At 49.6% G+C, this 20,023-nt stretch carries 18 protein-coding genes and 1 rRNA gene; 16 read left to right on the top strand and 3 right to left on the bottom strand.

The genetic code is table 11. The annotated features are described in order from the left end of the window. Positions 1–82, bottom strand: a 16S ribosomal RNA gene (locus G544_RS0106840); the annotation flags it as partial. A gap of 570 nt (positions 83–652) precedes the next feature. On the opposite strand from G544_RS0106840, the gene G544_RS0106835 reads away from it, so the two are divergent. Together G544_RS0106835 and mdtD are read left to right on the top strand one after the other, a co-directional pair. Further along, on the top strand, positions 653–1,357 hold the full coding sequence (locus G544_RS0106835) for a FadR/GntR family transcriptional regulator (RefSeq protein WP_027273903.1): 705 nt from the start codon (positions 653–655) through the stop codon (positions 1,355–1,357). A gap of 15 nt (positions 1,358–1,372) precedes the next feature. Continuing rightward, positions 1,373–2,761 carry a multidrug transporter subunit MdtD gene (gene mdtD, locus G544_RS0106830; RefSeq protein ID WP_027273902.1) on the top strand — a complete coding sequence of 463 codons (1,389 nt, stop codon included), beginning with the start codon at positions 1,373–1,375 and terminating at the stop codon, positions 2,759–2,761. 47 nt (positions 2,762–2,808) lie between these two features. Here the strand turns inward: mdtD and kup are convergent, their stop codons facing one another. Further along, the gene (gene kup, locus G544_RS0106825) at positions 2,809–4,677 is read right to left on the bottom strand and encodes a low affinity potassium transporter Kup (RefSeq protein ID WP_027273901.1); all 1,869 of its coding nucleotides are present in this window, start codon (positions 4,675–4,677) and stop codon (positions 2,809–2,811) included. Positions 4,678–4,905: 228 nt separating this feature from the next. Between kup and ravA the strand changes: the two genes are divergently transcribed. Further along, positions 4,906–6,429: an ATPase RavA gene (gene ravA / locus G544_RS0106820; protein WP_027273900.1), complete on the top strand. Its 1,524-nt coding sequence runs from the start codon at positions 4,906–4,908 to the stop codon at positions 6,427–6,429. Then, positions 6,426–7,877: an ATPase RavA stimulator ViaA gene (viaA, locus tag G544_RS0106815; protein ID WP_027273899.1), complete on the top strand. Its 1,452-nt coding sequence runs from the start codon at positions 6,426–6,428 to the stop codon at positions 7,875–7,877. Before ravA ends, viaA begins: the two co-directional genes overlap by 4 nt. On the opposite strand, the gene asnA is transcribed toward viaA, so the two are convergent. Next, on the bottom strand, positions 7,874–8,863 hold the full coding sequence (gene asnA, locus G544_RS0106810; RefSeq protein ID WP_027273898.1) for an aspartate--ammonia ligase: 990 nt from the start codon (positions 8,861–8,863) through the stop codon (positions 7,874–7,876). The genes viaA and asnA overlap by 4 nt on opposite strands. A gap of 154 nt (positions 8,864–9,017) precedes the next feature. On the opposite strand from asnA, the gene asnC reads away from it, so the two are divergent. The 12 genes from asnC to atpD all read left to right on the top strand — a co-directional run bounded on the left by asnC (position 9,018) and on the right by atpD (position 20,006). Continuing rightward, complete coding sequence (gene asnC / locus G544_RS0106805; RefSeq protein WP_027273897.1) at positions 9,018–9,479, top strand: transcriptional regulator AsnC; 462 nt, start codon at positions 9,018–9,020, stop codon at positions 9,477–9,479. Positions 9,480–9,570: 91 nt separating this feature from the next. Further along, positions 9,571–10,035 carry an FMN-binding protein MioC gene (gene mioC / locus G544_RS0106800; protein ID WP_027273896.1) on the top strand — a complete coding sequence of 155 codons (465 nt, stop codon included), beginning with the start codon at positions 9,571–9,573 and terminating at the stop codon, positions 10,033–10,035. A gap of 365 nt (positions 10,036–10,400) precedes the next feature. Further along, a complete protein-coding gene (gene mnmG / locus G544_RS0106795; RefSeq protein ID WP_027273895.1) occupies positions 10,401–12,290 on the top strand; it encodes a tRNA uridine-5-carboxymethylaminomethyl(34) synthesis enzyme MnmG in 1,890 nt (629 codons plus the stop codon). A 10-nt stretch (positions 12,291–12,300) separates the two neighbouring features. Next, on the top strand, positions 12,301–12,921 hold the full coding sequence (gene rsmG, locus G544_RS0106790; protein ID WP_027273894.1) for a 16S rRNA (guanine(527)-N(7))-methyltransferase RsmG: 621 nt from the start codon (positions 12,301–12,303) through the stop codon (positions 12,919–12,921). Between the two features lie 605 nt (positions 12,922–13,526). Continuing rightward, complete coding sequence (locus tag G544_RS0106780; RefSeq protein ID WP_027273892.1) at positions 13,527–13,907, top strand: ATP synthase subunit I; 381 nt, start codon at positions 13,527–13,529, stop codon at positions 13,905–13,907. Positions 13,908–13,932: 25 nt separating this feature from the next. Then, a complete protein-coding gene (atpB, locus tag G544_RS0106775; RefSeq protein WP_027273891.1) occupies positions 13,933–14,757 on the top strand; it encodes a F0F1 ATP synthase subunit A in 825 nt (274 codons plus the stop codon). A gap of 49 nt (positions 14,758–14,806) precedes the next feature. Next, entirely contained in the window at positions 14,807–15,049 is a 243-nt protein-coding gene (gene atpE, locus G544_RS0106770) for a F0F1 ATP synthase subunit C (RefSeq protein WP_027273890.1), read from the top strand. Between the two features lie 62 nt (positions 15,050–15,111). Continuing rightward, positions 15,112–15,582, top strand: a complete 471-nt coding sequence (gene atpF / locus G544_RS0106765) for a F0F1 ATP synthase subunit B (protein WP_027273889.1) — start codon at positions 15,112–15,114, stop codon at positions 15,580–15,582. Between the two features lie 14 nt (positions 15,583–15,596). Then, positions 15,597–16,130 carry a F0F1 ATP synthase subunit delta gene (atpH, locus tag G544_RS0106760; RefSeq protein WP_027273888.1) on the top strand — a complete coding sequence of 178 codons (534 nt, stop codon included), beginning with the start codon at positions 15,597–15,599 and terminating at the stop codon, positions 16,128–16,130. A 12-nt stretch (positions 16,131–16,142) separates the two neighbouring features. Then, the gene (gene atpA, locus G544_RS0106755) at positions 16,143–17,684 is read left to right on the top strand and encodes a F0F1 ATP synthase subunit alpha (RefSeq protein ID WP_027273887.1); all 1,542 of its coding nucleotides are present in this window, start codon (positions 16,143–16,145) and stop codon (positions 17,682–17,684) included. Between the two features lie 45 nt (positions 17,685–17,729). Beyond that, entirely contained in the window at positions 17,730–18,593 is an 864-nt protein-coding gene (gene atpG / locus G544_RS0106750; protein WP_027273886.1) for a F0F1 ATP synthase subunit gamma, read from the top strand. Between the two features lie 33 nt (positions 18,594–18,626). Further along, entirely contained in the window at positions 18,627–20,006 is a 1,380-nt protein-coding gene (gene atpD / locus G544_RS0106745; protein ID WP_027273885.1) for a F0F1 ATP synthase subunit beta, read from the top strand. Positions 20,007–20,023 lie beyond the last annotated feature (17 nt).

The following is a 20,023-nucleotide window of genomic DNA, read 5'->3' as shown; positions in this document are numbered from 1 at the left end:
CTACTTCCCGCTGCCGTTCGACTTGCATGTGTTAGGCCTGCCGCCAGCGTTCAATCTGAGCCATGATCAAACTCTTCAATTAAAGTTTGATGCTCAAAGAATCTTTACTGTTAGTTCGTAATGAATTAACTGATGTTCACTCTTCAAGACTTTTATCTATCGTTTGCGCCGAAGCGCTGTTGGATAGTGTCCTGTGAGTGCCCACACAGATTGTCTGATAAATTGTTAAAGAGCGTGCGTCAGGGGAAAAACTTCCCGTGACGCGGGCTGCGTATATTACGCCATCCCGTTTCAGAGTCAAGCGGTAAATCACCGATTTGCGCATTTGCTTCTGAGGCTAACACGGCTTGTGCCGTGTCAGTGGAGGCGCATTATAGGGGTTCGCTGCGGGCTTTCAAGCGCTAATTGAGAAAAGTTGACTGAATGGTCTATTTTTCACCAAAATGCAACGCCACTTACCGAAATGAATAATAATTGAGCGACCCAATAAGCGGGAATTCAGCATTTTGGTTGCAAAGCGTGTGTTAACAGTTGATGGTAATAAGCTGATTATACGAATATGATTGTTCTATACTAACTAAAACACATTTTTACATTTTCATATTTATCAATAAATTATAATAAATATCACTTCTTTTTTAAGGACCACAAAATGCAATTTAGCCTTCAGCAGCAGGCTGCTCACCGAAACTTATCGTACGTAGTTGCAGAAAAGATAGCTCACCGCATTCTGTCTGGAGAATACGCTGCTGAAAGCATTCTTCCCGGAGAGAACGAGCTTTGCGATATTTACAGCGTAAGCCGTACGGCAATTAGAGAAGCGGTAAAAATGCTTACCGCAAAAGGCATGCTGCTAGCGCGACCTCGCATAGGCACCAGGGTCATGCCCCAGCATTACTGGAACTTTCTTGATAAAGAGCTGCTTTCGTGGTGGATAACAAAAGACAATTTTATTGAAGCAACGCAGCATTTCGTTGTGCTTCGCCGCGCGCTTGAGCCTCAGGCGGCCGCTCTGGCAGCCGTTAACGCCAGCAACGAACAGCGCTATCAGCTCTCTTTACTTATGGCCGAAATGAGGGCCTTGCATAAGGAGTTCAATCCGGAAACCTGGGTCCGTGTTGATACGGACTTTCATGAACTCATCTATACTGCTAGCAATAATCCCTTGCTAACGTCGTTCTCTATTTTATTTAGCTCCGTTTATAAAATATATTTCAGATCGGTCACCAATAATGAAGTCATCAAATTAGAGCACCACCAGGCTATTGTTGATGCAATCTTGAAAAAAGACGGGCAGGCCGCTCTTAAGGCAACGCAGGATCTGTTGGAAAAGGATATCAAAGTCTACAACTTCTAATCGATGGGGTAGTGAATGACTCAGGCAACGCGCAGCGTAGCGGGCCTTCCCTGGATAGCCGCGATCGCATTTTTTATGCAGGCGCTGGACGCAACCATTCTTAACACGGCAATTCCCGCAATTGCCAAAAGCCTCAATCACTCTCCGCTCGCTATGCAGTCCGCCATTATCAGCTACACGTTGACCGTTGCGATGCTTATACCTATCAGCGGCTGGCTGGCGGATAAATTCGGCACTCGCAGAATATTCTCTATCTCGGTTTTTTTGTTCGTTTTAGGCTCCCTGCTTTGTGCAATGTCTGGCTCGCTTCTCATGCTGGTCGGCGCCAGAATTATCCAAGGCATCGGCGGCGCAATGATGATGCCCGTAGCCCGTCTGGCGCTGCTAAGGGCCTACCCTCGCAGCGAACTTCTTGCGGTGCTTAACTTTATTACCATCCCTGGATTAATAGGCCCTATCGTCGGCCCGATGCTGGGGGGATGGCTGGTTACCTATGCGACCTGGCATTGGATTTTCTTGATCAATATTCCTATCGGCATCATCGGTATTTTTTGCGCACGCATCTATATGCCGGACTTTACGGCCCCCAGTAAAAAATTCGACACGTCAGGATTTTTTCTGTTTGGGTTTAGCCTGGTCATAATGCTCAGCGCGCTGTCTCTTTTTAGTGAACAAATCGTATCGACGGCCATTTCCGTTGTCGTATTTATCGCAGGCATCCTTTTACTGTTGATGTACATACGCCACGCGCTCAAGTCCCGCTATCCGCTGTTTCACCTGTCGCTGTTTAAAATAAGAACTTTCTCTATCGGTATTTTTGGCGGGATTATTTCCAGGCTGGGAACGGGAAGCGTCCCTTTTCTTATGCCGCTGATGCTGCAAATAGGGTTTGGCTATTCAGCCCTGACGGCAGGCCTTATGATGGCGCCAACCGCCGTTGGGTCTCTATTGGCTAAATCAGCGGTTACCAACATATTAAGACGATTTGGCTATAGAAAGACGCTTATTGGCGTCACTATGATGATTGGCCTAATGATTGCCATGCTCTCTCTACAAACCGCCGATGAGCCTCTCTGGATGCTGATAATTCCCCTTTTCTTTTTGGGAATGGTCATGTCTACCCAGTTCACATCAATGAATACCATTACGCTTGGCGATCTGGATGACAAAACGGCAAGCTCTGGCAACAGCCTGATGGCGGTTAGCCAGCAGCTTGCCGTTAGCTTTGGCGTTGCCGTCAGCGCAACGGTGCTTCACGCTTATGAAAGCATATCGTTCGGCGACACTATCGATCACTTCCACTACACGTTTATTACTATGGGTATCATCACTCTGCTGTCATCAACCGTATTCATGATGTTAAAACCTCACGACGGCAGAGGCCTGATAGATAAAAATCAGTAACCCTTATCAGATTGAACCCCGTCACGTATCCCGTGGCGGGGTTCAATTTAGATATCAATTTGAGTACCAAGCTCAATCACCCTGTTTGGCGGAATTTTAAATTGATCCGGCGCTTTCAGAGCGTTACGGTTAAGCGCCAGAAACAGTCGCCCTCTTATCCGCAGATACCATGGACGTTTACCCAACCTTACTGACTCGTGGGAAAGGAAAAACGACGATTCCTCCATGCTGAAAGAAAGCCCCTCCAATCCGCACAGATAGAAGATGTTTTCAACGTTTGGCGTCTCTTTATAGCCATAGCTAGTCACGACGCGCCAAAAAGAAGGAGAGAGCTGCTCAATAGTCACCCTTTTAACGTTGTGAACATAAGGTGTATCAACAGTTTTTATCGTTAGTAATACAACGCGCTCATGCAGAACCTTATTATGAGTCAGGTTGTGCAGCAACGCGAAGGGAATAACATTCGTCGTTCGAATCATAAAAACGGCCGTCCCCTTCACGCGGGTAGGGGGATTTTTCTCTAAAGACGCAATCAGCGCTTCCAGAGAGTTACCGTGTTCGTTCATAAGACGCAGCAGCCTAAAGCGTTCGCTCTTCCAGGAAGTCATGACGATAAACATGCCCAACCCCAAAAGCAGCGGCAGCCAGCCGCCGGAAAGGACTTTTACTGCGTTGGCGGAAAACAGCGGCACGTCAATGAACAGGAAAACGCAGAGAATCAAAATAACCAGCGGTTTTGACCAGTTCCAGTTTTGCACCGCAACCGTACAGGAAAGAAATGACGTGATCACCATCGTACCCGTTACGGCAATACCATAAGCCGCCGCCAGGTTGCTTGAGTGCTTAAACGTCACTATTACCAGCACAACGGCAAAGTAGAGCATCCAGTTAATAACGGGAATGTAAATCTGTCCGGCTTCCATATCGGAAGTATGCAGTATTCTCATTGGCGGCAGATAGCCCAAGTGGACAGCTTGCCTGGTCAAAGAGAAAACGCCGGAAATAACGGCCTGTGAAGCAATAACCGTCGCCAAAGCAGCCAGTATCAATAACGGGATAAGCGCCCACTCCGGCGCCAGCAGGAAGAACGGGTTTTTAATGGCTTCCGGCGTTCTTAACAGCAAAGCGCCCTGCCCAAAGTAGTTCAGCACCAGACAGGGCAAAACTACGGTAAACCAGGCGTAGCGAATAGGCATCTTGCCGAAATGCCCCATATCCGCATACAGCGCTTCCACGCCGGTAATAGCCAACACCACTGCGCCAAGCGCAAAAAACGAAAGCGATTTATATTGCAAAAAGAAGTCGAGCGCCCAGCTTGGATTAAGCGCATAGAGAATTTGAGGGCTTAGAAAAATGCTGCGAACGCCGAGCGCTCCAATAACCACAAACCACAGCAGCATCACCGGAGCAAACACTTTGCTTATGCCGCCCGTACCGTGTTTTTGTATGCAAAATAAAATAGTGAGCACCAGGATTGCGCACGGAACAATATAGGCATCTAAAGACGGCGCCAATACCTCAAGCCCTTCCAGAGCAGACATAACGGACACCGCCGGCGTAATAACGACTTCTCCGTAAAAGAAGCTGCCGCCGATAAGGCCTACGATGACGATAAGCGCCGTTTTTTTATCGCTGGCAAACCTGCCGGCCAGCGACATCAGGGTCAAAATCCCCCCTTCACCTGAGTTATCGGCCCTCATAACGAAGCAGAGATACTTAATTGAAACAACAAATATCAACATCCAGAAAATCAGCGAGAGAAATCCGAAAATGACGTTCGGTTCAACGCTAAATCCATAATATCCTGAAAAACATTCCCTTAAGGTATAAAGCGGACTGGTGCCAATATCACCATAAACAACGCCTATCGTAGCGAGCATTGCGGCCGGTAACGAACGTTTATTATCTGTACTCATAAGGGCTTCTTTTACCGACGATCCCGGCGGTTGAATATTATTGAAAGTGCATTAACGCACGTTAATGAACAAGATAGGGTAATTATAGATGGTATAGATTCGTTGCACTTTTCTTAAGAAAATATTTTTATAAATGGTAAGTACATATGTTCATTATTTATAACGATAAGATAATTCTATGAATGCTATAATGATAGCTATCTCTAGCGACAGATACCACCTACCATTATGTCTACCTCTATTCCTCTGTCAGAAAGAATTACTCGCTTAAGCAACCACCTTGAGTCAGGCCTCTATGAAAGGCAGCATGCCGTTAGGCTCTGCCTGCTGGCAGCGCTGTGCGGAGAAAGCGTCTTTTTACTCGGTCCGCCGGGCATAGCTAAAAGCCTTATCGCCCGCAGGCTGAAATATGCCTTTAAACAGGCCAAATCGTTTGAATATTTAATGACGCGTTTTTCTACGCCGGAAGAAGTCTTCGGGCCGCTGTCTATTAAAGCGCTAAAGGAAGAAGGCCGCTACGTTCGGATAACGCGTAACTATCTACCTGAAGCTGAAATCGTTTTTCTGGATGAGATTTGGAAGGCGGGCCCCGCCATTCTCAACACGCTGCTTACCGCAATCAACGAACGCCGTTTTCGTAACGGCGATATGGAATCTGCGATCCCGTTAAAACTTTTAATCGCCGCCTCCAACGAACTTCCAGAAGAAGACAGCGGTCTGGAAGCGCTCTATGACAGGATGCTCATTCGAATTTCGTTAACCAACGTACAGGAAAAACACCACTTCTTAATGCTTATAAATCAGCGCAATGAAGAAAACGTTAACTCCGCCGTTGAGGCTCTGGGAATAGACGGGGAGGAATATGAACAGTGGCAGGATAAAATTAATCAAATAGCGATCCCTGAAGAGGTTTTTGAGCTGGTTTATCGCCTGCGCCAGGAAATCAGCGAGCTGGATAACGGCCCCTATATTTCCGACAGGCGCTGGAAAAAGGCCGCCAGACTGCTGCAGGCCAGCGCCTTTTTTAACGATCGCGCGGCGATTAGCATCGTTGACATTATTCTGCTCAAAGACTGCCTGTGGTACGACGAACGCTCTCAATCGCTGGTTGACCATCAGTTAGAAGGATTAATGACTGAAATTGCCTATCAGCAGCAGGCTATGCTGATGCAAATTCGGCAAATAGACAAAGACTGGATGAAGTTTCAACAGCAGCAGTCCAAGCAGCAGTCTTTGACCGTTGAAATAAAAAACGCAATGTTTAGCCGCAAGCCTATTTATCTATTAAACCTTCCAGCCGACACATCAGAAGTCACATTGACTCTGGAAACGCCCCTTACGCTGCACGAAATAGACGTAACGCATGTAGTAATAGAAAAGCAGAGGCTCGAACAGTGGCTGGCTAAAGGTGAATATCTGAAAGGCAAGCTAAACGGCATTGGTTTTATGCAGTCGTTGGATATGGCCGTTAACGACGCTCAACAGCTGGTTTTACAGGATGCCGGCCTGTCGACCTCCACGCTCTATTTATCTAATAATTCGGACCATATTAAGCCTTCGGAAGCGTTAACCCAGCGCCTACAGCAGGTTCAAAACCGGCTTGATGAACAAAGAAAGCGGTTTAACGACGCTCAGCCCTGCCTGTTCGTAGACAAAAGCTGGTTAGCAAAAATAGAGGCCAGCCTTCTTGCCGTTCACGAAGAGATAGAAAAACAGAAACAGCGCTTCCATTCGTCCGGTTCAACTCGATGAGCCTACAAACTATAGAGCTCTTGCTTTCCATCAGCGAAACGGAGCTCATTGAAGAGATTATTATAGGGCTGCTAGCGGCACCTCAGCTTGCGCTTTTTTTTGAAAAATATCCCAAAATAAAGCGCTCATTCGACAAAGAAGTTGCCGCCTGGAAAAAAAAACAACGCTATCAGCTCCAGCAATCAGACGTACCTTCGCCTATATCCCGAGAGTTCGCATTTTACAAACAGGCCATCGCCTGGAGCAGCGCCGACTTTGCCTCGGAAGTAAAAACCATCGTTGAACGGCTTGAGTCGCTCAATTCGTCATTCAGTAACTCGGCCAAAGCGCTTTTAAACTCAACGGAGCGCCACGGCGAAGGGTTTCAAAAGCTGTTTATAGAGCGCTGGCGAAAATCTCTGTCGCTACAGGTGACCTCTCTGCACGTTTCCTTACTCGAAACGGAATGGGAAAAGCTAATGGAAGAGCTGCAGGAGCGGCTGGAGGTCAGCAGTAAGCTGGAGCCTCTGCTGGTTGAAAACGACAAAGGCGCAGGCAGCCTGTGGGACATGAGCCGTCAGCAAAAGTACAAAGCCGACTGCGAAAAGCTTATTGAATACGGTAATTTTCTCGTCAAACAGCCAGAACTGCGTCGACTGGCAGAGATGTTGGGTAGAAGCTATAAGCCTGCCGTTATCTCTCGCCATGAATCCCAAAAAGAAGAATATAAAATCATGGTCAGGGAGCCCGCCGTGCTGCCTGACAGCCTCGAAGGCATACACCAGAGTGATGATATTGTCCGCATGCTGCCGACGGAAATGGTCTTGCTTAACGTAGACGAGCTGGAAACCGAATTTTACCGCCGGTTTCTGGAGCAACGGCTGCTGACCTACCGCCTGAAGGGCGATATATGGCGAGAAAGAACGAAAGTTCGATCTGTTTCAAAAACCGTCAGCGAACGCCAACCCGGCGGGCCGTTTATCGTGTGCGTCGACACATCCGGATCGATGGGCGGATTTAACGAGAAGTGCGCCAAAGCCTTTTGCTTGGCGCTACTGCGCATCGCCATGACGGAAGGCAGAAAGTGCCACGTGATGCTGTTTTCAACCGGCGTGATCCACTACGAGCTTACGTCGGGAACGGGAATTTCAGAAACCGTACGTTTCCTTAGCCAGCGTTTTAAGGGGGGAACCGACCTGGCGGGCTGCCTGCTGCAAACGCTCGAAAAAATAGAAGAAAAAGAGTGGCAGGACGCAGATATTGTCGTGATATCAGACTTTATAGCCCAGAGGCTGCCTGAAAATTTGGCCCTAAGGCTGATTGAAAAGCAGAAAAAAAGCGGCCACCGCTTTCACGCAGTGGCCATGTCTAAACACGGTAAGCCCGGCGTTATGAAAACCTTCGACCGCATCTGGCGGTTCGAAACCGAGCTTGGTCAGCGGCTAAAGCGCCGCCTGTTTAGCCGTTAAAGCATACATTCTACAGCTTCGCGCTGCTCAGGCGTCCACACGCCGCACTGTACCTGTCCAATATGCTTTTGCTGTAGCAGTAGCATAACCAGGCGGGATTGGCCGATACCGCCGCCGATAGTTTGAGGCATTTCGCCGCGCAGCAGCGCCTGATGCCATTCCAACGCCAAGCGAGACTCGTCCTTCGTCAGCGCCAGCTGACGTTTTAGCGTTTCAGCGTCGACGCGAATACCCATGGAGGATATTTCAAACGCATCCTGAAGCGTCGGGTTCCAGACCAGAATATCGCCGTTCAGACCAAGCCCGTCTTCACCCGGCGTTGTCCAATCGTCGTAGTCAGGCGCGCGAATATCGTGCGACTCGCCGTGAGACAGCTTCCCACCAATACCGATAAGGAAAACGGCGCCCAGCTCTTTGGCGATTGCGCGTTCACGCCCTTTAGCATCCAGAGTCGGATAGCGCTGCAAAAGTTCTTCGCTGTGAACGAAGTGAATTTCTTCCGGCAGGAACGGCTTTAAGCCAAACTCGCGTTCAACGGCCGCTTCCGTTTCCTTAATTGCAGTATAAATAGTGCGTACCGTTTGCTTGAGATAGTCGGAGTTGCGCTCCGAATCCGTCATCACGCGCTCCCAGTCCCACTGATCGACGTAGACTGAGTGGATAGGGCTTAAACGATCTTCATCAGGACGCAGCGCCTTCATGTGGGTGTAGATCCCCTCTCCGGCAAGGAAACCAAAACGCCCCATCGTTTGACGCTTCCACTTGGCAAGCGAATGAACAACCTCGAACGTCGCTTCCGGAATAGCCTTTACCTTAACCTGAACGGCTTTCTCGCAGCCGGAAAGGTTATCCTGAGTACCGTCTCCCACGCGGCTCAGAATAGGCGCTTGAACCTCAACCAACCCGAGCTTTTGCTCAAGCTGACGTGAGAAGAACGATTTAACAAAGCTTATCTGTTGTTGTTTTTTAATAAATGGCTGTTTCATTGTGTTTGTCTCAATACGGTGACTTCGTTGATGAGTATTAAGCAACAAAACGGAGAGTAAATTCAATAATCATCAATAAATATAGCCACATTGGTTTTTATTAATCAATTTATAGGCTAGATTAATGATGAAACGATAAAAAAGAGGAAAAAAAATGGCCGATAATTACCAAATCGATAATTTGGATAGAGATATCCTCAACGAGCTCATGCAAAATGCTCGTGTTCCTTACGCCGAGCTGGCTAAAAATTTTAACGTCAGCCCCGGCACGATCCACGTCAGAGTAGAAAAGATGAAACAGGCGGGGATCATTCTGGGCACTCAGGTTGAAATCAGCCCAAAAAGGTTGGGTTACGACGTTTGCTGCTTTATTGGCATCATCCTTAAAAGCGCTAAAGACTACCCGGCGGCGCTGGCCAAGCTGTCCAATCTTGAAGAGGTGGTTGAAGCCTACTACACCACGGGTCATTACAGCATATTTATTAAGGTGATGACCCGTTCAATTGACGGCCTGCAGCACGTACTTATCAACAAGATCCAAACGATTGATGAGATCCAGTCAACTGAAACGCTGATCTCGTTGCAAAACCCTATAATGAGGACGATCAGGCCATAGGCTATTTTTTAGTACCCACATTATCCACAGGTAGATCCCAGAGATTTCACCGCGTACAATGCACAAAACGCAAAGCTTTAAGAGATAACTCATGCCAGATATTACCCTCATTAGCGGCAGCACGCTGGGCGGCGCCGAATATGTAGCCGAACATCTAGAAGAAAAGCTGACTCAAGCTGGCTTTAGCACCGAAGTGCTGCACGGCGCAGAACTTGATGAACTTAGCAACGAAGGCATCTGGCTTATAGTTACCTCGACGCACGGCGCAGGAGAACTGCCGGACAACATTCAGCCGCTCTTTGAACAAATAGAAGAACAGCAGCCGGATCTAAGTCGAGTTGTGTATGGCGCAGTCGGGCTTGGCAGCAAAGAATACGACACTTTTTGTGGCGGAATAAAAACGGTCGATCGCATTCTTCAGGATAAAGGGGCTAAAAGGATCGGCTCACGGCTTGAAATCGACGTAACGGAACACGAAATTCCCGAAGATCCGGCCGAGGTGTGGCTGGATCTGTGGCTTAACGATCTAAAAGAAGCTGGTTTTTTAGCCAAATAAATGTGTATAACTCTATTGAAAACGCGAGATTATCCTGTATTTATCCAAAGAACAACCGAGTTCCTTGGTTTCACATGTGGATAAATACATGTTTTGTACCCACGTTATGAAGAGCATGATCTCCTTTCTTCCACAAGAAAAGGATCCTTTCAATAATATGATCCTTAACGTGAAAAGATCCTTATCCACAGAGAGTGCGGATCCTAATAAAAGATCCAGTAAAGAGATCTTTAAATAAAAAGATCTTTCTTTATTTAAGACCGATCCATCGCGGTTGGACTAATCTTTAAAGTCGAGTAGAATCTGCGCCCCTGGACAACATAATCCAGGCCGAAGATCGTTCGAACATCCCGAGGTGTCATACCATGTTTTATCCAGATTCCTTTGACGTCATCGTAATAGGTGGCGGTCATGCAGGGACTGAAGCCGCCATGGCAGCAGCCCGCATGGGTAAGCAAACTTTATTGCTCACCCACAATATCGATACGCTAGGACAGATGTCCTGCAACCCGGCCATTGGCGGGATCGGTAAAGGACACCTGGTAAAAGAGATCGACGCGCTTGGCGGGTTAATGGCGCACGCCATTGACAAAGGCGGCATACAGTTTAGAACGCTCAACGCCAGCAAAGGCCCCGCCGTGAGAGCTACTCGCGCTCAGGCGGATCGCGCTTTGTATAAATTAGCCGTGCGTACGGCGTTGGAAAACCAGCCTAATCTGACTATTTTCCAACAGCCTGTTGAAGATCTTATCGTTGAAAACGACAGGGTTACCGGAGCGGTAACCAGAATGGGCCTGAAATTTAGAGCTAAGGCGGTTGTTTTAACGGTTGGAACTTTCCTTGACGGTAAGATCCACATCGGTTTAGAAAATTACAGCGGTGGTCGCGCCGGCGATCCGCCGTCAATTGGTCTTTCTCAGAGACTGCGAGAACTGCCTTTGAGAGTTGGACGGCTGAAAACCGGTACGCCCCCTCGCATAGACGCCCGCACTATCAATTTTGATATCCTTCAGCAGCAGCATGGAGACACGCCGGTACCCGTATTTTCATTCATGGGAAGCGCGGACGAACATCCAAGGCAGATCCCCTGCTACATCACGTACACGAATGAAAAAACCCACGAAACGATCCGCAATAATCTGGATCGTAGCCCAATGTATGCTGGGATCATCGAAGGGATCGGCCCTCGATACTGCCCTTCGATCGAAGACAAAGTCATGCGCTTTGCCGATCGCAATTCGCATCAGATCTTCCTGGAGCCGGAAGGATTAACCAGCAATGAGGTTTATCCTAACGGGATCTCAACCAGCCTGCCGTTTGACGTACAGATGCAAATCGTTCGTTCAATGACTGGCATGGAGAACGCAAGGATCGTACGTCCTGGATATGCCATTGAGTATGACTTCTTCGATCCGAGAGATCTCAAGCCGACGCTTGAAAGTAAGTATATTCAGGGCCTGTTTTTTGCCGGCCAGATTAACGGCACTACCGGTTATGAAGAGGCTGCTGCTCAAGGGCTTCTGGCTGGGTTAAACGCCGGACGGTTGGCGTCTGAGGAAGAGGGCTGGGCGCCGCGTCGCGATCAGGCCTACCTCGGGGTACTGGTTGACGATCTTTGTACGCTGGGGACCAAAGAGCCCTATCGCATGTTTACCTCCAGAGCCGAATATCGGCTTCTGCTGCGTGAAGATAACGCAGACCTGCGTCTGACCGAAACGGGGCGGGAAATGGGCCTGGTGGACGATGCCCGCTGGGAACACTTCCTGCGCAAGCAGGAGAATATCGAGCGCGAACGCCAGCGTCTGCGAGACGTCTACGTTCATCCAACGATGCCGCAGGCTGAAGAAATTAATACGCTGTTGAAGTCTCCGCTTTCCAGAGAGGCTACCGGTGAAGAACTGCTTAAAAGGCCTGAAGTCAGTTATGCCTCCCTGACGACGCTGTCGCCGTTTGGCCCTGCGCTTGACGACGCCCAGGCGGCCGAACAGGTAGAAATCCAGGTTAAGTACGAAGGCTATATCGCTCGTCAGAAAGATGAGATTGAAAAGCATCTGCGTAACGAAAACGCCATTCTTCCCGCTGATCTTGACTACCGTCAGGTGACCGGGCTGTCTAACGAAGTGTGCGCAAAGCTTAATGACCACAAGCCGACCTCTATCGGGCAGGCGTCGCGCATCTCCGGCGTTACGCCTGCGGCGATCTCTATACTTCTAATCTGGTTGAAAAAGCAGGGAATACTGCGGAAAAGCGCTTGAGGATATGGCTTTGGAAAATCGTTTTAACAGCCTGTTGGCTTCTGCCGGAATGGCCCTTACGGATGAACAAAAACAGCGGCTTTTAGCCTACGTTGATCTACTCAACAAGTGGAATAAGGCTTACAACCTGACTTCGGTCAGGGATCCGCAAGAGATGCTGGTTCGCCACATTATGGACAGCATCGTGGTTAACGCCCACCTTACCGGGGAGTGCTTTATTGACGTAGGCACAGGTCCGGGCCTTCCCGGCATCCCGCTGGCGATCGTCAGGCCTGAAGCCAGCTTTACCCTGCTTGACAGTCTGGGTAAGCGCATCCGATTTATCCGCCAGGTTGTTCATGAGCTTGGGCTGACCAACGTAACGCCCGTTCAAACACGGGTTGAAGAGTACTCAATCCCTGAAGGTTTTGACGGTGTGATTAGCCGCGCGTTCGCGTCTCTGGGGGATATGCTGAGCTGGTGTCGCCATCTTCCTGGAGATAATGGGCTGTTTTATGCCCTTAAGGGCGTGGTTTCAGAGGAAGAGCTAGCTGAAATTCCTGAGGGTTTTAGCGTTAAAGAGGTTATCAGGCTGGAGGTCCCGCAGCTGGACGGTGAGCGCCACCTGGTGGTGGTTAAAGCTCAAAAATGATGCGGCGCGAGTGTGACTCGCGTCAGAATTTAATTAATTGTGCTTTAGCTACTTCTTTTCAATTTTAAAAAAACACGTTGTTTTTTATTTATTATTGCTACGTTTTTTAATTTACGTGTTAACAATTTTAAAACATAAATTAAACATATTCTTTAGGGCGAGAGCCTGTTGCTCATATTATCAACAGCTTCTCTTTCTTAAACTTCCCCTTAGCTTTCGGCATTGTTGAATCAATTCAGTCTATTGATTTTATATAAATTTATTAATAATTAACAAGATAAGTAACTATTTATGTTCCTTTTCGCTGAATTTATTTATGTGATTCCGTTCACAAAAAGATAATTATTCAATACAGAATTTTGTTTATTAGTAATAATAAGCGTCGTTTTGTTCAAGGCGGGTAAAAAGTGAATATTTGCATTTTTAATTATTTGTTCACTTTTTTGTTACCTAAGTGTGGAATAAACCGGATTTCCCCGTATAATTTAGCTGTCTTTTGCCGCTTGACTCCGGTCAACAAAGGCAGTTTTATACGGTACTTGTGTTTATAAAAAACGGACTTTTGATTTTTATAAAAAGCTAACGCTTGATAGAGATGATACGCCATGTCTGTAGCGCTTTATGATACCGTGATGGCCCGCAGACTGTTGTTGGTTCAGCTTGTCGTTGTTATCCTGTTTAGCGCCGTTTTTTGTATTAACAGTCAGAAATGGGCGATTTCCGCACTTTTTGGCGGGATGTCAGTATATTTGCCCAACGCGCTGTTTTTCCTCCTGACAAAATGGTGTCGGGGCGGGCCTCAGCAAGGGTATCTGGCGTGGCCGTTTTTTATCGGCGAGATAGCAAAGATAGCGATGACTATCGTACTATTGGTCGCTGCGTTGGCGGTATTCAAGGCTGAACCACTGCCCGTTTGTATAGCCTATCTGGCTGTGTTAGTTGCGCAAATAGTGGCGCCTATAGTGATAAATATTTTTCATAACTAGTTGATAATCAAGAGTGAGAGGCATCATGTCTGCATCAGGGGAAATCTCTACTCCACAGGATTACATTGGCCATCATTTAAACAACCTTCAGGTGGATTTACGCACTCTGGAGCTCGTTAAGCCAGGGGTGGATTCGCCAGGGTTCTGGGCGCTAAACATCGACTCGATGTTTTTTTCAATCGTTCTTGGTTTACTGTTTATCTGCATTTTCCGCAGCGTTGCCAAAAAGGCGACCAGCGGCGTTCCCGGTAAGCTTCAGTGCGCGGTAGAGCTTATTATTGGCTTTGTAAACGGCATGGTAAAAGAGATGTACCACGCCAAGAGCCGACTGATTGCTCCTCTGGCGCTGACCATCTTCGTCTGGGTTTTCCTGATGAACCTGATGGACCTGCTGCCTATCGATCTTCTGCCTTACATCGCTGAGCACGTGCTGGGGCTGCCCGCTTTACGGGTTGTACCTACTGCGGACGTCAGCGTCACGCTTTCCATGGCGATTGGCGTATTCTTCCTGATCATTATATACACAGTGAAGATGAAGGGCTTAAAGGGGCTGTTTCACGATCTTGCCCTGCAGCCTTTTAACCACTGGGCGTTTATTCCCATCAACATCATTCTGGAAGGCGTAAGCCTGCTGTCCAAGCCGGTTTCTCTCGGCCTGCGACTGTTCGGAAATATGTATGCGGGTGAGCTAATCTTCATTCTGATTGCCGGGCTTTTGCCCTGGTGGTCACAGTGGTTGCTCAACGTTCCGTGGGCGATATTCCACATCCTAATTATTACGCTTCAAGCGTTTATATTTATGGTTCTGACGATTGTCTATCTGTCGATGGCTTCTTCTGAAGAACACTAATTTTCACAACCAACTGCTTAGTTTTAACTGAAATAAACTGGAGACTGTCATGGAAAACCTAAACACGGATCTACTCTATCTGGTTGCTGCAATCATGATTAGCTTTGCATCAATCAGTGCCGCGATAGGTATTAGTATTTTGGGTGGTAAATTCCTGGAAGGCGCCGCTCGTCAGCCGGATCTTGTTCCTCTGTTACGTACGCAGTTCTTCATCGTAATGGGCCTGGTCGACGCCATCCCGATGATCGCTGTAGGTTTGGGGCTCTATGTCATGTTCGCCGTCGCCGGATAACGTTCGGTGTCAACGGTACTGAAAACAAACCCATTTATTCACTTTAAAAGAGGCATTGTGCTGTGAATCTTAATGCAACAATCCTCGGCCAGGCTATAGCGTTTGTCCTGTTTGTCTGGTTCTGCATGAAGTACGTATGGCCCCCCATTATGGCGGCCATCGAAAAGCGTCAGAAAGAGATTGCTGACGGCTTAGCTTCTGCAGAGCAGGCTAAGAAAGACCTGAGCCTAGCGCAAGCCAACGTGACCGACCAGATGGCCCAGGCGAAAGCCGAAGCGCTGGTGATTATTGAACAGGCTAACAGGCGCAAGACGCAGATCGTTGAAGAGGCCAAGGCCGAAGCCGAACATGAGCGTGAAAAAATTCTTGCTCAAGCGAAGGCCGAAATCGACGCGGAGCGCAAGCGCGCCCGTGAAGAGCTGCGCAAACAGGTGGCTATGCTGGCGATTGCCGGCGCCGAGAAAATTATCGAACGTTCCGTGGATGAAGCTGCCAATAGCGACATCGTTGATAAACTGGTCGCTGAACTGTAAGGAGGGAGGGGCAGATGTCTGAATTTATTACTGTAGCTCGCCCCTACGCCAAAGCAGCTTTTGACTTTGCCGTTGAGCAAAACGCGCTGGATGACTGGCAGCAAATGTTAGCATTTGCCGCTGAAGTCAGCCGCAATGAACAGGTCCACGGTTTGCTGTCCGGCGCTATCGCGCCGGAACACATGGCGGAGACTTTTATTGCGGTTTGCGGCGAACAGCTCAACGAAAATGGCCAAAATCTGATAAAGGTCATGGCTGAAAATGGACGTTTAATCGTGCTTCCTGACGTGCTAGAACAGTTTATTCAGCTGCGCTCGGAACAGGAGTCCACCGTTGATGTGGAAGTGACCTCTGCCGCCGCTCTGAGTGACGACCAGCTGGCAAAGATTGCCGCTGCGATGGAAAAACGTTTGTCGCGCAAAGTTAAGCTAAATTGCAAAATTGATAAGTCTGTTATCGCCGGCTTCATTATTCGCGCAGGCGATATGGTGATCGACGACAGCGTACGTGGTCGTCTGGATCGTTTAGCAGACGTCTTGCAGTCTTAAGGGGACTGGAGCATGCAACTGAATTCCACAGAAATCAGCGAACTGATCAAGCAACGCATTGCTCAGTTCAACATGGTGAGCGAAGCTCACAATGAAGGTACTATCGTTTCCGTCAGCGACGGAATCATCCGCATTCACGGTCTGGCCGACGTTATGCAGGGCGAAATGATCGCGCTGCCAGGCAACCGTTATGCTATCGCACTCAACCTTGAACGCGACTCCGTCGGCGCCGTCGTTATGGGTCCATATACCGACCTTGCTGAAGGCATGAAGGTTAAGTGCACCGGCCGTATTCTTGAAGTTCCGGTCGGCCGCGGCCTGCTGGGACGCGTAGTGAACACGCTGGGTGAGCCGATTGACGGCAAAGGTCCCGTTGAGCACGACGGATTTTCTCCCGTTGAAATGATTGCGCCAGGCGTTATTGAGCGTCAGTCGGTCGATCAGCCGGTTCAAACCGGCTATAAGGCCGTTGACTCCATGATCCCAATCGGCCGCGGTCAGCGTGAGCTTATCATCGGCGACCGTCAGACCGGTAAAACCGCGCTGGCTATAGACGCTATCATCAACCAGCGTGATTCCGGCATCAAGTGTATCTACGTGGCTATCGGCCAGAAGGCGTCAACTATCGCTAACGTGGTGCGCAAGCTGGAAGAGCACAACGCGCTGGCTAACACCATCGTCGTCGTTGCCTCCGCTTCCGAGTCCGCCGCGCTGCAATATCTGGCTCCGTACGCCGGCTGCGCTATGGGCGAATACTTCCGCGACCGCGGTGAAGACGCGCTGATTATTTATGATGACCTGTCTAAGCAGGCCGTCGCCTATCGCCAGATCTCCCTGCTGCTGCGCCGTCCGCCAGGACGTGAAGCATTCCCGGGCGACGTTTTCTATCTCCACTCCCGTCTGCTGGAACGCGCTGCGCGCGTTAACGCCGAGTACGTTGAAGCGTTTACCAAAGGCGAAGTGAAGGGGCAAACGGGCTCGCTGACCGCGCTGCCGATCATCGAAACTCAGGCGGGTGACGTATCTGCATTCGTGCCGACCAACGTTATCTCCATTACCGACGGTCAGATCTTCCTTGAGTCTAACCTGTTTAACGCGGGCATCCGCCCGGCAGTTAACCCGGGTATCTCCGTATCGCGCGTAGGCGGTGCGGCTCAGACCAAGATCATGAAGAAGCTGTCAGGCGGCATCCGTACTGCGCTTGCACAGTATCGCGAGCTGGCGGCATTCTCTCAGTTCGCTTCAGACCTGGACGATGCAACCCGCAAGCAGCTAAGCCACGGCCAGAAAGTGACTGAACTTCTCAAGCAGAAGCAGTATGCACCGATGTCGGTCGCCGCTCAGTCTCTGGTGCTTTATGCGGCAGAGCGCGGCTATCTGGAAGACGTTGAGCTGGAAAAAATCGGTCGTTTTGAAGAGGCGCTGTTAGCCTATGCTTTACGCGACCACGCTGAGCTTATCGAGAAGATCAACCAAACCGGTGGTTACAACGACGAAATCGAGGCCGGCCTGAAGGCTATCCTTGATACGTTCAAAGCCACTCAGTCTTGGTAATAATCCTGCGGCCTGAAAGGGCCGCCAGGTTATGAGGAGAATCTAATGGCCGGCGCAAAAGAAATACGTAGCAAGATCGGAAGCGTTCAAAACACGCAGAAGATCACCAAAGCGATGGAGATGGTTGCCGCGTCCAAAATGCGTAAATCGCAGGATCGGATGTCGGCAAGCCGTCCTTATGCCGAGACGATGCGCAAAGTGATCGGTCACCTTGCGCTGGGGAATCTTGAGTATAAGCATCCCTATCTGGAAGAGCGCGAAGTTAAACGCGTAGGCTATCTGGTCGTTTCTACCGACCGCGGCCTGTGCGGCGGTTTGAACATCAACCTGTTCAAAAAGCTGCTGTCTGAAATGAAAGAGTGGAGCGATAAGGGCGTAAGCGTCGATTTGGCGCTTATCGGTTCTAAAGGCGCCTCTTTCTTTTCATCGGTAGGCGCGAACATCGTCGCTCAGGTCACGGGCATGGGGGACAGCCCCTCGGTCTCTGAACTGATTGGCCCGGTGAAGGTGATGCTTCAGGCTTACGACGAAGGGCGTTTGGACAAGCTGTTTGTGGCGAACAACCACTTTGTAAACACCATGTCTCAGTCTCCTGAAATCCGGCAGCTGCTTCCGCTGCCTCCTTCTGAAGACGAAGAGATCAAAAGCAAGACCTGGGACTATCTCTACGAACCCGATCCGAAGCCGCTGCTCGATATGCTGCTTCGCCGTTACGTAGAATCTCAGGTTTACCAAAGTGTTGTAGAAAACCTTGCCAGCGAACAGGCAGCACGAATGGTGGCGATGAAGGCCGCAACCGACAACGGCGGCGAGCTGATTAAAGAGCTTCAGTTAGTTTATAACAAAGCGCGTCAGGCCAGCATCACTCAGGAACTCACCGAGATTGTCTCTGGGGCTTCGGCGGTTTAAGGCTTGGTTTAGGAATTACGTAGAGGATTCAAGATGGCTACTGGAAAGATTATCCAGGTTATCGGCGCCGTAGTGGACGTCGAATTCCCGCAAGACGCCGTACCGAAAGTGTACGATGCGCTTGAAGTTCAAATTGATGCCAAGCTGGTTCTGGAAGTTCAACAGCAGCTCGGCGGCGGCGTTGTTCGCTGCATCGCGATGGGTACTTCAGACGGCTTAAGCCGCGGTCTGGACGTGCTCGATCTGGAACACCCGATTGAAGTACCGGTGGGCAAAGCGACGCTGGGCCGCATCATGAACGTGCTTGGTCACCCTATCGACATGAAGGGCGACATCGGCGAAGAAGAGCGTTGGGCTATTCACCGCGCAGCGCCGAGCTACGAAGACCTGTCGGGCGCAACCGAGCTGCTGGAGACCGGCATCAAGGTTATCGACCTGATTTGTCCGTTCGCCAAGGGCGGTAAAGTCGGCCTGTTCGGCGGCGCCGGCGTAGGTAAAACCGTAAACATGATGGAGCTCATTCGCAACATTGCGACCGAGCACTCCGGTTACTCCGTGTTTGCAGGCGTAGGTGAACGTACCCGTGAGGGTAACGACTTCTACCACGAAATGACTGAATCCAACGTATTGGACAAGGTGTCGCTGGTATACGGTCAGATGAACGAGCCGCCTGGAAACCGTCTGCGCGTAGCGTTAACGGGCTTGACCATGGCGGAGAAGTTCCGTGATGAAGGCCGTGACGTTCTGCTGTTTATCGACAACATTTACCGCTATACCCTGGCCGGTACGGAAGTATCCGCACTGCTGGGCCGTATGCCTTCAGCCGTAGGCTACCAGCCGACTCTGGCTGAGGAAATGGGCGTGCTTCAAGAGCGTATTACCTCTACCAAGACGGGGTCTATCACCTCCGTTCAGGCCGTATACGTTCCTGCGGATGACTTGACCGACCCGTCTCCGGCGACCACCTTCGCCCACTTGGACGCAACGGTCGTACTGAGCCGCCAAATCGCCTCTCTGGGTATTTACCCTGCGGTTGACCCGCTGGATTCCACCAGCCGTCAGCTGGATCCGCTGGTTGTGGGTCAAGAGCACTATGAGTGCGCACGCGGCGTTCAGTCAATTCTTCAGCGCTATCAGGAACTGAAGGACATCATCGCCATTCTGGGTATGGATGAACTGTCTGAAAGCGATAAGCTGGTGGTATCCCGCGCGCGTAAAATTCAGCGCTTCCTGTCTCAGCCGTTCTTCGTAGCGGAAGTGTTCACCGGTTCTCCGGGCAAGTACGTCTCGCTGAAGGATACTATCCGCGGCTTTAACGGCATCATGAGCGGTGAATACGACCACCTGCCTGAGCAGGCGTTCTACATGGTCGGCTCTATCGATGAAGCCGTAGAAAAGGCCAAGAAACTGTAAGCGTTGACAGGAGGGCT

This window comes from Leminorella grimontii ATCC 33999 = DSM 5078, assembly GCF_000439085.1.
Classification (GTDB): domain Bacteria; phylum Pseudomonadota; class Gammaproteobacteria; order Enterobacterales; family Enterobacteriaceae; genus Leminorella; species Leminorella grimontii.
The sequence above is the reverse complement of the archived record's forward strand: the minus strand, read 5'-3'. Positions and strand labels throughout refer to the sequence as shown.